The sequence below is a fragment of the Citrobacter sp. Cb031 genome (assembly GCF_030336725.1).
Lineage (GTDB): Bacteria > Pseudomonadota > Gammaproteobacteria > Enterobacterales > Enterobacteriaceae > Citrobacter > Citrobacter braakii.
In genome coordinates, this window is record NZ_JAOWDA010000033.1 from 298,259 (window position 1) to 312,014 (window position 13,756).

Sequence of the window (13,756 nt, forward strand, 5' to 3'; positions counted from 1 at the left end):
GTCCGGCATACATCGATTGTAGCCCGGTAAGCGCAGCGCTACCGGGCATCACAACACTTACTCTTTATCGCCCAGCAGAACGGATTCCAGTGCGATTTTGATCATGTCGTTGAAGGTCGTCTGACGTTCAGCGGCAGTGGTCTGCTCGTGAGTACGGATATGGTCGGACACGGTGCAGATGGTCAGCGCTTTCGCACCAAACTCAGCCGCAACGCCGTAGATACCCGCCGCTTCCATTTCCACGCCCAGCACGCCGTATTTTTCCATTACGTCGAACATTTCGCCGTCCGGAGAGTAGAACAGGTCAGCGGAGAACAGGTTGCCCACGCGCGCGTCTACGCCCAGCGCTTTTGCCGCATCAACTGCATTACGCACCATGTCGAAGTCAGCGATAGCTGCGAAGTCATGATCTTTAAAACGGATACGGTTTACTTTGGAGTCGGTGCAGGCGCCCATACCGATAACCACGTCACGCAGTTTAACGTCCATACGCACAGCGCCGCAGGAACCTACGCGAATGATTTTCTTCACGCCAAAATCGGTGATCAGCTCTTTGGTGTAGATAGAGCAGGACGGGATACCCATCCCGTGACCCATAACGGAGATCTTACGGCCTTTGTAAGTACCGGTGAAACCTAACATGCCGCGAACGTTGTTCACTTCACGAACATCTTCGAGGAAAGTTTCAGCAATATGCTTTGCGCGCAGCGGGTCGCCCGGCATCAATACGACGTCAGCGAAATCACCCATTTCTGCATTAATATGTGGAGTTGCCATCTTCAGTTCCCTTTTGATTTATTGTTTTTGTCGGGGGGGTAGCACTGCCTTACCCAACCGACAAAACGAATTCAAATACCCTAAGGATTTCGCGTTGTAGGAAGGCGACGAATTCGGAACCCCCGGGAGCATAGATTACCTATGTGACCGGGGTGAGCGAATGAAGTCAACGCATCTACAGCGCGAAAGACAACGGGTATCACAGCATGTTTTTACCGTAGTCCATCGGCGATGTACCAAAGTAGCTCGCCAGCGTCTGGCCAATATCCGCGAAAGTTTCACGGTGGCCTAAAGAACCTGGTTTCACTTTCGGGCCGTAAACCAGCACCGGAATGTGCTCACGGGTGTGGTCAGTGCCGGTCCAGCTCGGGTCACAGCCGTGGTCAGCGGTCAGGATCAGAATGTCATCTTCACCCACCAGTTCCATCAGTTCAGGCAAACGGCGGTCGAACAGTTCCAGACCTGCAGCGTAACCAGCGATATCGCGACGATGTCCCCAGGAAGAGTCGAAATCAACGAAGTTAGTGAAGACGATGGTCTTATCACCCGCTTCTTTCATCTCTTTGATGGTGGCGTCGAACAGCGCGTCCAGGCCGGTAGCTTTCACTTTTTTGGTGATGCCGCAGTTAGCGTAGATATCCGCGATTTTACCGACGGAAACCACGTGACCGTCTTTCTCGTCGACCAGTTTCTGCAGCACGGTCGGTGCTGGCGGCTCAACGGCCAGATCGTGACGGTTACCGGTACGCTGGAAATTACCCGCTTTATCACCGATAAACGGACGCGCGATAACACGACCGATGTTGTAACCACCTTCGGTCAGTTCTTCACGAGCGATTTCACACAGTTCGTAGAGTTTATCCAGGCCAAAAGTCTCTTCGTGACAGGCAATCTGGAACACGGAGTCTGCGGAAGTATAGAAAATCGGCTTGCCGGTTTTCATATGCTCTTCACCCAGTTGATCCAGGATCACGGTACCGGAAGAGTGGCAGTTGCCGAGGTAGCCCGGCAGGTTGGCACGTTTGACCAGTTTATCCAGCAGTTCCTGCGGGAAGCTGTTGTCATGATCGGAGAAATAACCCCAGTCAAACAGAACCGGAACACCCGCGATTTCCCAGTGGCCAGACGGCGTGTCTTTCCCGGAAGAGAGTTCATGCGCCCAGGCGTAGGCACCAATCACTTCCGCGTTACCGTCCATACCAGCAGCAATTTTACCGGTAGAACCTTCGTGAGCTTTCACCAGGCCCAGACGGGTCAGGTTAGGCAGATTCAGTGGACCTTTGCGACCCTTGTCAGCTTCGCCTTTCACACAGGCTTCTGCAATGTGTCCCATAGTGTCTGAGCCTACGTCGCCAAAGCGATCCGCATCTTCAGTCGCACCAATACCAAAGGAGTCCAGCACCATAATAAATGCACGTTTCATCTTGTTCTCCAACATCTGCGCCGCAAAAAAGCGATCAGATCAGTATACAGTTATTCGGTAATACGACGATAGACTGTCGGTGTAATTTCTGGCGCTTTATCGTCAAGGCTAATTGCCGCTTTGACCGCTTTCGCCGCTTCCTGCCAGCTGGCTTCGTCTTTGGCGTGGATCACCGCCAGCGGACGCTGTCCGTCTACGCTGTCGCCCAGACGCGCCATGTCGCTAAAGCCAACGCTGTAATCAATGGTGTCCGAAGCCTGACGACGACCGCCGCCCATGGAAACAACCGCCATTCCCAGCGCACGGGTATCCATAGCGCTGACAAAACCTTCGGTATCAGCATATACCGCTTTGCTGAGCATTGCCGTCGGCAGGTACTTCGCATAATTTTCGACGAAATCGGTCGGGCCTTTCTGCGCTGCAACCATGCGACCAAAAATCTCTGCCGCTTTGCCGTTATCCAGCACCGCCTGCAATTTCGCACGGGCTTCGGCATCGTCTTTCGCCAGATTGCCGGAGATCAGCATTTCCACGCACAGCGCCATCGTGACGTCTAACAGACGTGGATTGCGGTATTCACCTGTCAGGAACTGCACCGCTTCGCGGACTTCTACCGCGTTACCTGCGCTGGATGCCAGTACCTGGTTCATATCGGTTAACAGCGCGGTGGTACGTACACCCGCTCCGTTCGCCACGCCGACAATCGCTTCGGCAAGCGCTTCAGAAAGCTCATAGGTCGGCATAAAGGCGCCGCTGCCTACTTTCACATCCATCACCAGCGCATCCAGCCCTTCCGCCAGCTTTTTCGCCAGGATAGAGCCGGTAATCAGCGGGATGGAATCCACCGTCGCGGTAATATCGCGGGTGGCATAAAAACGTTTGTCCGCCGGTGCGAGCGAGCTGGTTTGCCCAATAATCGCCACACCCACGTCTTTAATAATTTCACGGAAACGCGCATCGTCCGGGAAGATGTCAAACCCTGGGATGGCTTCCAGTTTATCGAGCGTACCGCCGGTATGACCCAGACCACGTCCGGAGATCATCGGAATATAGCCGCCACATGCAGCGACCATCGGGCCTAACATCAGTGACGTTACGTCACCCACGCCGCCGGTAGAGTGTTTATCCACAATCGGGCCGTTCAGCTGCAGGCTTTTCCAGTCCAGCACGGTTCCTGAATCACGCATTGCCATGGTCAGCGAAACACGCTCAGGCATTGTCATATCGTGGAAGAAAATGGTCATCGCCAGGGCGGCGATTTGCCCTTCAGAGATGGTGTTGTCGCGAATCCCATTGATAAAGAAACGAATCTCTTCATCGCTCAGCGCATGACCATCACGTTTTTTACGAATAATTTCTTGTGCGAGAAACATGGTAACCCCCGATAAATCAGGTTAAATGCAGCGGAAAACCCACTGCAATGAATGATTACTCTAAACAATTCGAGTCGCAGGAAGCGGCAAGGAAGCTCATCCCCAGGCGCTTACTACAGTAAGTGACTGGGGTGAGGGAGTGCAGCTAACGCACCTGCGGCTTGAAGTATGACGAGTAATTAGTAGCTGCTTGCGCTCTTACCATCGCCGTGCCCCAGCGCTTTCAGCAGGCTCGCCAGCAGGCTGGATGCCCCAAAACGATAGTGACGGGAATCGGCCCAGTCAGCGCCAAACAGTTCGTCGGCAATCGCCAGGAACTGCTGTGCATCTTCTGCGGTACGCACGCCGCCTGCCGGTTTGAAACCTACAGTTTTAGAAACGCCCATGTCGCGGATCACTTCCATCATGATACGTGCGCTTTCCGGCGTCGCATTTACCGGCACTTTACCGGTAGAGGTTTTGATGAAATCAGCACCCGCTTTGATGGAGATTTCAGACGCTTTACGGATAAGACTCTCTTCTTTCAGCTCACCGGTTTCGATGATCACTTTCAGCAGCACGTTTGCCGCCGCACACGCATCTTTACATGCTTTAACCAGATCAAAACCAACCTGCTCGTTACCGGCGATCAGGGCACGGTAAGGGAACACCACGTCAACTTCATCCGCGCCGTAGGCAATCGCCGCGCGGGTTTCAGCCAGCGCAATCTCGATGTCGTCGTTGCCGTGCGGGAAGTTGGTCACGGTTGCAATACGGATGTCCGGAGTGCCTTGCTCTTTCAGCGTCTTACGCGCGATAGGGATGAAACGCGGATAGATGCAAATAGCGGCAGTGTTGCCTACCGGGGTCTTCGCCTGATGACACAGCGCGATCACTTTTTCATTGGTGTCGTCGTCATTCAGGGTGGTCAGGTCCATCAGTTTCAGTGCACGCAGGCTGCTTGCTGTTAAATCGGTCATAACATTCTCCAACGGCATCGCCGTATAAAATTTCACCTTGCGAGTTTGTTAGTATTCTAACATCCGCTCGCTATTACACTTCGATATACATCACAGTTAATGAAAACCACATACAGATTTGCATTACTCTAATGAGATCTACTTCAAATAAATCACCTTTCAAGAAGGGATGCGGTGGCATCAGGCGCATCCGGATCAAAGGTTGTGGCGGCGTTGCTTTCTACAATGGCGTTACACCTTCGGGATAAAAAGGAATCAACGATGCCCACTTCAAGCGAACTCGCGCTGCAACAGCGTTGCCAACAAATCGTGACCAGTCCGGTGCTCAGCCCTGAGCAGAAACGCCACTTCCTGGCACTGGAGGCTGAAAACGCGCTGCCTTACCCGCAACTACCTGCTGAGGCTCGCCAGGCGCTGGATGACGGGGTGATCTGCGATATGTATGAAGGTCATGCCCCGTTCAAACCGCGCTATGTTTTACCCGACTACGCGCGTTTTCTGGCCAACGGTTCCTCATGGCTGGAACTGGAAGGAGCCAGGGATCTTGATGACGCGTTATCCTTACTCACCATCCTGTATCACCACGTTCCGTCAGTCACCTCGATGCCGGTCTATCTCGGCCAGCTCGACGTTCTGTTGCAACCGTATGTTAGAATTCTAACACAATATGAGATCGATATTCGAATAAAACGTTTCTGGCGTTATCTCGACAGAACCCTGCCAGACGCATTTATGCATGCCAATATCGGCCCCGCAGATACGCCTGTCACTCGTGCAATTTTACGCGCAGACGCAGAGTTAAAGCAGGTTTCGCCTAATCTGACGTTCATTTATGATCCGCAAATTACACCTGACGACCTGCTGCTCAACGTGGCGCAAAATATCTGCGAGTGCAGTAAGCCGCACATTTCCAACGGCCCCGAAAATGATAAAATTTTCACAAAAGGTCAGTATGGCGTCGTCAGCTGTTACAACTCGTTGCCGCTCGCCGGGGGTGGAAGCACGCTGGTCAGGCTCAATCTGAAAGCCATCGCAGAGCGCAGCACCTCTGTCGATGACTTCTTTACGCGCACCCTACCGCACTATTGCCAGCAGCAAATCGCCATCATTGATTCACGATGTGAATTCCTCTATGAAAAATCACATTTCTTTGAGAATAGCTTCCTGGTGCAGGAAGGGTTGATTGATCCCGAACGTTTTGTCCCTATGTTCGGCATGTATGGCCTGGCGGAGGCGGTGAACCTGCTGTGCGATAAGGCGGGGCAGAATGCTCGCTACGGAAAAGACGAGGTCGCCAATCAGCTCGGCTATCGCATCAGCGCCCAACTGGCGGAGTTTGTAGAAAGTACCCCGGTGAAATTTGGCTGGAAGCAGCGCGCAATGCTGCACGCACAGTCAGGGATCAGTTCTGACATCGGCACCACGCCGGGCGCGCGTCTGCCCTACGGCGATGAGCCGGATCCGATCACTCACCTGCAAACCGTCGCGCCGCATCATGCGTATTATCACGCTGGGATCAGCGACATTCTCACGCTGGATGAAACCATCAAGCGCAATCCTCAGGCGCTGGTGCAATTGTGCCTCGGGGCGTTTAAAGCTGGGATGCGTGAGTTTACCGCCAACGTGAGTGGTAACGATCTGGTCCGCGTCACCGGCTATATGGTACGCCTGTCGGATCTGGAAAAATATCGCGCCGAAGGTTCACGCACCAACACCACCTGGCTGGGCGAAGAAGCCGCGCGCAATACCCGCATTCTGGAACGACAACCTCGCGTGATTAGCCATGAACAGCAGATGCGCTTCAGTAAGTAAGATCATTCCTTTCTCCTGCGTCGACGGGCCGGGCAGTCGCCTGGCTCTGTTTCTGCAAGGATGTAACCTGCGCTGTAAAAATTGCCACAATCCGTGGACGATGGGACGCTGCAACGACTGCGGGGAATGTGTCCTGCATTGCCCGCATGAGGCGCTGAGCCTGAGTGCGGGGAAAGTGAGATGGCAATCCGACGTATGTCAGCAGTGCGATACCTGCCTGCACATGTGCCCACAGCAGGCCACGCCGATGGCGCAAACCCTGAGCGTTGATGAAGTGCTGCAGCATATTCGCAAGGCGGTGCTGTTTATTGAAGGAATTACGGTCAGCGGCGGCGAAGCGACCACCCAGTTGCCGTTTATCGTGGCGCTGTTTAACGCGATCAAAACCGATCCGCAACTGCAACACCTGACCTGCATGGTAGACAGCAACGGCATGCTGAGCGAAACCGGCTGGCAAAAACTGCTGCCGGTATGCGACGGCGTAATGCTCGATTTAAAAGCCTGGGATAGCGCGTGTCATCGACAGTTGACTGGCCGCGATAACACGCTGATTAAACAAAGCATTACCTTTTTGTCCGGGCAGGGAAAACTTGCGGAACTGCGCCTGCTGGTTATTCCTGGCCACGTGGATTATCTACAGCATATCGATGCACTGGCGGCGTTTATCAAACGTTCAGGTGATGTACCAGTGCGGCTAAATGCCTTTCATGCGCACGGGGTGTACGGCGAAGCGAAGGACTGGCCGAGCGCCACGCCTGAGGATGTGGAGCAACTGGCGCAAGGATTGCGCGAGCGCGGAGTGGATAATTTGATCTTCCCGGCGCTGTACCTGTAATTGCCGGATGCGACGTATCCGTAGTCCGGCAATTAAAAATCAAATAACGCCGTCGTATTGCGATACAGCGAATCAGCGATAACATCCGCAGGTTCCGGGCGCAGCTCGCAGAGGACATCAAAGACTCTGACCACCTGCTCCGGGCGATTCGGCTGTCCCTGAAAGCCGTTGAGCGGCATATCCGGCGCGTCAGTTTCCAGCAGCAGTGAGTCCAGCGGCAGTTGCGCCATTACCTCGCGGGTTTTACTGGCGCGCGGATAGGTAATGGTGCCGCCCACGCCAATTTTGTAGCCCAGTTGCACAAAACGTTCGGCCTGCTGCACGCTCCCGGAAAATCCATGCACCACGCCGGTTCGCGGTAAAGCATGGCGTTTCAGGTGCATCGCCAGCTTGTCATGAGTGCGCCGCGAATGCAGGATCACCGGCAATTCGTAACGCTTCGCCAGCTTAAGCTGCGCTTCCAGCAGCCGCTCTTGCTTATCGAATTGCGGATCGTCCCGATAAAGATCCAGCCCAATCTCACCTACCGCCACCAGCTTTTGCGGACGCTTATCCAGCGCCTGCTGCAACTGCTCCAGGCAGTCATCGCTATGTTGCTCAATAACAATGGGGTGCAGCCCCAGGGCGGCAAACAATGGAGGGTAATTTTCCGCTAACGCCAGTACACGGGAAAAATTTGCCGCCTGGGTGGCCGGAACGATAATGCTTTGCACGCCGACGTCAGTCGCGCCCTGAATACTGGCAGATTCATCGCCCGTAAACGGCGGAAAATCAAAGTGACAATGCGTATCAATAAAACGATAACTCACGCCAAATCCTCATTATTAAACGTCGTGTCGTTAGCCTGAGGCGCATTGGTCACCACGGGGGCGTGAGCGTCGTTAGCCACCGGCGCAGGTGGAACCACGACCGGTCCCGGCACCATAATCTTCGGCGTCTGACGAGGCAACGGCGCATTTTTCGCCAACAGCTTGCCGACGGTTGCCAGGAAGTAACGACCACACAGGCGTCCGGTCTTGTAATCTTCCCGCAGCGCCGGAATACGGCTTCCTAATGCCATGCTATGGAGCGGTTTGGGCGGGTAGATCTCAAAGATACGCAGCTTGCCCGGCGGTTTCTCAATAAAACTCTGAATCGCGCGATAGCTGGCTTCATGGTGCTGGACCAGATTCAGCAGCGGTTGCAGGCTGCTTTCGCCCAGCCAGCGTTCCATACGCTTGAACCACTGCGGGGTGTAATACATTTGCGAAGGCACGGTGCGGATAACCACCAGCGTTTTTGCCCCCTGCTTCGCCGCTTCCTGCACGGGAATGGCGTCGCTGACTCCTCCATCGAGATAATTCACACCATCCAGCGCAACCCCGGCGCGGTAGAACCCGGGAATCGCGCTGGAGGCACGAATAAGATCGAGCCAGTTTTGCCGGTTCGGCGAAAAATAGCCTGGCGTGTAGTCATCGCCCCGACAGGCGCACATATAAAACGATTTCCCTGCGGCAAACAGGCGCTCGGCGTTATCCATCGCCAGCGGCATCTGGGACGCGGTCGAATCCACTAGCCAATCGAGATCGATTAAATTTCCCCCGCGCACAAAGCGCACCGGGTCAAAAAATTCACGTCGGGTAGTGTAACGCATGATGACTTTACGACCGTAACCCGGCTGGTTACAAAGATAGGCTGAAAGGTTTTGCGCACCAGCGGAGGTCCCGTAGAAGAGATCAAAAGGATTGAACTGCGCGCGCATGAATTCATCCAATACGCCAGCGGTGAAGATGCCTCTTTGTCCGCCGCCCTCACACACCAGCGCCATACTGCCTGGTTGAAACGGACGTAACGATAACGGCGCAATATTACCGAGCGTGACGGGTATTCTCTGCCCCACCTCTGCCTTCCTGTTGTTTTTGTAATAGAACAACAAAGTAACGCAAATTGCCTGATGCTAAAACCGTAAAAGCCAGTCCGGTGGACTGGCTTAGTAGCAAGTTATCTTTACGGTTAATCCCCAAAATAATTCGAGTCACAAGAAGGCGGCAAGGGCGTGAATCCCGACCAGCTTACTCTGGTAAGTGATACGGGCGAGCACGCGTAGCCCACGCACCTTTAACTTGAAGAATAAAGGGGATGTCGCTAGGGCCGTTTACGACCTGTAAACAGGCTGACCAGAAACAGAATGATCCCCACCACAAAAACAATTTTCGCTGCGCCAGCAGCGGTACCCGCCAGTCCACCAAAACCCAGTGCAGCGGCAATTAACGCGATAACCAGAAATATGATGCCCCATCGAAACATGCGCTTCTCCTTTACCATAGTTAATGTCACCGCTTGATATGAGCACTCAGGCTGCCCATCGGCGATATTTTCAGTGTGGTGCACAACACGCCTCCCGACAAACGTCGGGAGGACGAATTAAGTCTAATTAGTGAGTTTTAAGATCGTTTTTGACGCTTTTCACGCCATCAATCGCTTTGGCGATGCTCTCAGCGCGATCGCTTTGAGCCTGTGATTCAACGGTTCCTGAAAGCTGTACCACGCCATCGGTGGTTTCAACTTTCACTTTGCGGGAAGGGACAATATCATCGGCCAGCAGCTTGGCTTTTACCTCACTGGTGATTGCCGTATCGCCCGCATAGCCTTTTACAGAAGTGTCTTTGCTATCACGTACGTGCAGTTTGTCGCTAACGGAGGTCACACCCTCAACGCCTTTGGCGACTTTAACTGCCTCTTCGGCCTGTGCCTGGCTTTCAACAAACCCGCTTAGCGTCACCACCTTCTGGTCGGTTTTAACGGAAATGTCGGTGCTCTTAATGCTATCGTGATCCACCAGCGCGGCTTTTACTTTCGCAGTGATGGTGCTGTCATCCATGAAATTACCGACTTTGTTCATGGAGCTATCGACTTTCTGCCCCGCACTTTCGACGCCGGATTGCGTTTTATCCGTCGTGGAGTTTTCTGCATAAGCAGAACCCGTTGCAACAGCGGAGGTCAGCATCACGGCCAGCAGCGTTTTAGAAATCTTAAGTCCTGTCATTGTCATCGATGTATTCCTGTATGTTTGCTAAAAGCTGCGCTCTGCCGTAAAACGGCTTGAGCCAGCAACTAATCTTGTAAGTGGAATAAATATCAGCAATAGAAGCTGCAACAGGCAGCCTAAAAAGCATTTAACGCCGACATTTATGTCATCACATTGTTAAATATAGTTCAGGATTTCGTGATCGCAGTCCAGATTGACTAAAAAACGTGCAAACAAAAGAAAAACGAGAGGTTTTAAGAACATTCCGCAAGGGATTTAAAAGACAGGAAAAGTTGTAGGGCACGGCGGATACCGTGCCCTGAAGGTCGATTAGTGTTCGCGCGTTTTGCGGAACTGAACGTCAGGGTAACGTTCCTGGGTGAGATTCAGGTTAACCATGGTCGGCGCGATATAGGTGAGGTTATCGCCGCCATCCAGCGCCAGCTGAATTTCGTTTTTACGCTTGAATTCTTCGAATTTCTTCACGTCAGAACACTCTACCCAGCGTGCTGTCGCTACGTTGACCGACTCATAAATCGCTTCAACGTTGTATTCGCTCTTCAGGCGTGAAACCACCACGTCGAACTGCAGCACACCAACAGCGCCCACGATCAGATCGTTATTAGCGAGCGGACGGAAAACCTGCACTGCGCCCTCTTCGGACAGCTGAACCAGCCCTTTCAGCAGCTGTTTCTGCTTCAACGGATCCTTCAGACGAATGCGACGGAACAGCTCCGGCGCGAAGTTCGGAATACCAGTGAACTTCATCATTTCGCCTTGGGTAAAGGTATCGCCAATCTGGATAGTACCGTGGTTGTGCAGACCCAGAATATCGCCCGGATACGCCTCTTCCACGTGAGAACGGTCACCGGCCATAAAAGTCAGCGCATCGGAGATAACCACGTCTTTACCAATGCGCACCTGGCGCATTTTCATACCTTTCTCGTACTTGCCGGACACCACGCGCATAAACGCCACGCGGTCACGGTGTTTCGGGTCCATGTTGGCCTGAATTTTAAACACGAAGCCGGTGAACTTCTCTTCTGAGGCTTCAACGACACGGGTGTCGGTTTTACGCGGCATCGGCGCAGGCGCCCACTCCACTAAGCCATCCAGCATATGATCAACGCCGAAGTTACCGAGCGCGGTACCGAAGAATACCGGGGTGATTTCGCCCGCGAGGAACAGCTCATGATCGAACTCGTTAGACGCGCCCTGCACCAGCTCCAGCTCGTCGCGCAGCTGCTGCGCCAGGTCTTCCCCCACGGCGGCATCGAGTTCCGGGTTGTTCAGACCTTTAACAATGCGCACTTCCTGAATGGTGTGGCCTTTACCCGTCTGGTACAGGTAAGTTTCGTCTTTATATAGGTGATAGACGCCTTTGAACAACTTACCGCAGCCAATCGGCCAGGTGATCGGCGCACAGCCGATTTTCAGTTCATTCTCGACTTCATCCAGCAGCTCCATCGGATCGCGGATGTCACGGTCGAGTTTGTTCATAAAGGTCAGGATCGGGGTATCACGCAGACGGGTAACTTCCATCAGCTTACGGGTCCGGTCTTCAACACCTTTTGCGGCGTCGATGACCATCAGGCAGCAGTCCACCGCCGTCAGAGTACGGTATGTATCTTCAGAGAAGTCTTCGTGCCCTGGGGTGTCCAGCAGGTTTACCAGGCAGTCATGATATGGAAACTGCATCACAGAGGTGGTAATGGAGATACCACGCTGTTTTTCCATTTCCATCCAGTCAGATTTCGCATGCTGGCTGGAGCCACGGCCTTTTACCGTACCGGCGGTCTGAATCGCCTGTCCGAATAACAGTACCTTTTCAGTAATTGTCGTTTTACCGGCATCCGGGTGAGAAATAATGGCAAAAGTGCGGCGTTTGGCCACCTCTTGCAAATAAGGAGACAACGTCATAGTCAAATCTTCTTAGGTAAGCACGGCAACAGGCCGTGCAAGTTGAATACGAAAAATTGCGGCTATTTTACCCATCAACGGGGGGGAGGCAATCAGTGTTTACACAGGAGCCGCTCCAGTTCACTTAATGACGCTACGGTCCAGGTCGGCTGAATGCCCGCTGGCTGCTCGCGGTGGTGCGTATTTAGCCAGCAGGTGGATAGCCCGGCGTTAATGCCGCCAAGAATATCGGACTCTGCGGTGTCGCCCACCATCAGTACGCGAGAACGCTCAGGATTGCCCGCCTGCTCCAGCGCATGGTCAAAAATACGGGGATCGGGTTTTGCCACGCCAACCTGCTCAGAAATCACCAGCAGGTCAAAATAGTCGCGCAGCCCCGTCCGCTCAAGGCGGATTTGCTGCAACGCCGTAAAGCCGTTAGTAATAATACCGATTTTTGTTTTATCACGAATCGCATTGAGCAGAGAAACCGCCCCTGGCAACGGCGAGCAAATCTCCGCCATCGCATTGATAAAGGCGTCATTAAGCTGGCCTGGCTCAACCTTCAGGCGTTCAGCCCAGCTCTGAAAACGAGCGTGCTGGAGTTGTAATGAGGTAATCGCACCGTTTTGATAATCCACCCACAGCGGTTTATTTACGGCCTGGTAGTCCTGAAAATCTTCAGCGGTAAAGGTAATGCTATAGTCGAGAAACATCCGCTGTAAGCCGGTAAACGAGTCAAACGTAAACAGCGTTTCGTCGGCATCAAAGAAAATCCAGTCCCACTTCTTCATCATTACACCTTGTCTTACATGCTGATTGGCAATGCCATTATAATGGCGTCTTCATGACCATCGGCCGTCGGATAGTAATTGCGCCGGATCGTCGCCTCGTTAAAGCCCAGGCTTTCGTACAGCGCGATAGCGGCAGCATTTGAGGCGCGCACTTCAAGCCACAGTGTCAAAATGCCACGTTTTTCCAGCTCATCGATCAGGTATTCCAGTAGCTCACGCCCCAGGCCCCGGCGCTGAAAGTCAGGATCGACGGCAATATTGAACAGCGTAGCTTCATCCAGCACGACCTGTGTAATCGCAAAGGCGGCCATTACGTCGTCAACCCTCAACTGAAAATTGAGGTAGCGATCGCCCTGGTTGCTGGCAAATGTTTTTTCACTCCACGGAAAAGCGTGAGCGCGTTTTTCAATCTGAAATGCTGCAGGTAAATCAGTCGGTTCGAGGGAAGAAATCGTGTTCATATGCGCAGATTTGTTGCCATAACGCGGCGCGGGCCGCGGGGTTTTCCCGTAATTCATTAAACGCAGGACTCTCGACCTGAGCGCCCTCCAGCAGCAGCGGCTCTTCGGTTCCCAGCCGCCAGCTATTACAGCGACTGCCCTGCGGCAGCATGGCGACGCGGTCAGGCGTCAGTTGTAAAACCTGATCCGGGCTGACGGTTAATGCGCGTAAAATATCGCTCATCAACGGTTCAGTTAGTGCGGGTAATTGTGCAGCAACCATCACCAAACGGACGTGCGCAGGAATTGAAATCGCGATCTCGCCCTGCAGTGCGCCGGGACGACGCAATGACCACTGCGTAATGCCCAATTGCTGTAACTGCCAGTCTCGTCGGGATGTCATAGCGAAACACTCCTGTCTATCAGGGGCGCAAATA

At 53.4% G+C, this 13,756-nt stretch carries 14 protein-coding genes; 2 read left to right on the plus strand and 12 right to left on the minus strand.

The features are described from left to right. Window positions 1–57: 57 nt before the first annotated feature. From deoD to deoC, 4 genes are all read right to left on the minus strand, one after another. Window positions 58–777 (minus strand): purine-nucleoside phosphorylase, encoded by a 720-nt coding sequence (deoD, locus tag OGV93_RS15055; protein ID WP_000224864.1) that lies wholly within the window; start codon window positions 775–777, stop codon window positions 58–60. A 199-nt stretch (window positions 778–976) separates the two neighbouring features. Beyond that, window positions 977–2,200 carry a phosphopentomutase gene (gene deoB, locus OGV93_RS15060; protein WP_287109656.1) on the minus strand — a complete coding sequence of 408 codons (1,224 nt, stop codon included), beginning with the start codon at window positions 2,198–2,200 and terminating at the stop codon, window positions 977–979. A gap of 50 nt (window positions 2,201–2,250) precedes the next feature. Further along, window positions 2,251–3,573 (minus strand): thymidine phosphorylase, encoded by a 1,323-nt coding sequence (gene deoA, locus OGV93_RS15065; protein ID WP_016151609.1) that lies wholly within the window; start codon window positions 3,571–3,573, stop codon window positions 2,251–2,253. A gap of 179 nt (window positions 3,574–3,752) precedes the next feature. Beyond that, window positions 3,753–4,532 (minus strand): deoxyribose-phosphate aldolase, encoded by a 780-nt coding sequence (gene deoC / locus OGV93_RS15070; RefSeq protein WP_016155634.1) that lies wholly within the window; start codon window positions 4,530–4,532, stop codon window positions 3,753–3,755. A 261-nt stretch (window positions 4,533–4,793) separates the two neighbouring features. Between deoC and OGV93_RS15075 the strand changes: the two genes are divergently transcribed. Together OGV93_RS15075 and OGV93_RS15080 are read left to right on the plus strand one after the other, a co-directional pair. Continuing rightward, complete coding sequence (locus OGV93_RS15075) at window positions 4,794–6,344, plus strand: YjjI family glycine radical enzyme (protein ID WP_204552689.1); 1,551 nt, start codon at window positions 4,794–4,796, stop codon at window positions 6,342–6,344. After that, on the plus strand, window positions 6,316–7,179 hold the full coding sequence (locus OGV93_RS15080) for a YjjW family glycine radical enzyme activase (protein ID WP_047358375.1): 864 nt from the start codon (window positions 6,316–6,318) through the stop codon (window positions 7,177–7,179). The genes OGV93_RS15075 and OGV93_RS15080 overlap by 29 nt, the downstream gene beginning before the upstream one ends. Window positions 7,180–7,211: 32 nt before the next feature. Here OGV93_RS15080 and OGV93_RS15085 read toward each other — a convergent pair whose 3' ends face one another. The 8 genes from OGV93_RS15085 to holD all read right to left on the minus strand — a co-directional run bounded on the left by OGV93_RS15085 (window position 7,212) and on the right by holD (window position 13,722). Continuing rightward, window positions 7,212–7,988 (minus strand): metal-dependent hydrolase, encoded by a 777-nt coding sequence (locus tag OGV93_RS15085; RefSeq protein ID WP_287109658.1) that lies wholly within the window; start codon window positions 7,986–7,988, stop codon window positions 7,212–7,214. Beyond that, window positions 7,985–9,058 (minus strand): patatin-like phospholipase family protein, encoded by a 1,074-nt coding sequence (locus OGV93_RS15090; RefSeq protein WP_019078315.1) that lies wholly within the window; start codon window positions 9,056–9,058, stop codon window positions 7,985–7,987. Before OGV93_RS15090 ends, OGV93_RS15085 begins: the two co-directional genes overlap by 4 nt. A 245-nt stretch (window positions 9,059–9,303) precedes the next feature. Then, window positions 9,304–9,465: a DUF1328 domain-containing protein gene (locus OGV93_RS15095; protein ID WP_003019081.1), complete on the minus strand. Its 162-nt coding sequence runs from the start codon at window positions 9,463–9,465 to the stop codon at window positions 9,304–9,306. A gap of 127 nt (window positions 9,466–9,592) precedes the next feature. Then, window positions 9,593–10,210 carry a molecular chaperone OsmY gene (gene osmY / locus OGV93_RS15100; protein ID WP_016151602.1) on the minus strand — a complete coding sequence of 206 codons (618 nt, stop codon included), beginning with the start codon at window positions 10,208–10,210 and terminating at the stop codon, window positions 9,593–9,595. Window positions 10,211–10,516: 306 nt separating this feature from the next. Continuing rightward, complete coding sequence (gene prfC, locus OGV93_RS15105; protein ID WP_287109660.1) at window positions 10,517–12,106, minus strand: peptide chain release factor 3; 1,590 nt, start codon at window positions 12,104–12,106, stop codon at window positions 10,517–10,519. A 92-nt stretch (window positions 12,107–12,198) separates the two neighbouring features. Next, on the minus strand, window positions 12,199–12,879 hold the full coding sequence (gene yjjG, locus OGV93_RS15110; protein WP_016151600.1) for a pyrimidine 5'-nucleotidase: 681 nt from the start codon (window positions 12,877–12,879) through the stop codon (window positions 12,199–12,201). Window positions 12,880–12,893: 14 nt separating this feature from the next. Further along, window positions 12,894–13,340, minus strand: a complete 447-nt coding sequence (gene rimI / locus OGV93_RS15115) for a ribosomal protein S18-alanine N-acetyltransferase (protein WP_005123887.1) — start codon at window positions 13,338–13,340, stop codon at window positions 12,894–12,896. Further along, on the minus strand, window positions 13,309–13,722 hold the full coding sequence (gene holD, locus OGV93_RS15120; RefSeq protein WP_003837254.1) for a DNA polymerase III subunit psi: 414 nt from the start codon (window positions 13,720–13,722) through the stop codon (window positions 13,309–13,311). The genes rimI and holD overlap by 32 nt, the downstream gene beginning before the upstream one ends. Window positions 13,723–13,756 lie beyond the last annotated feature (34 nt).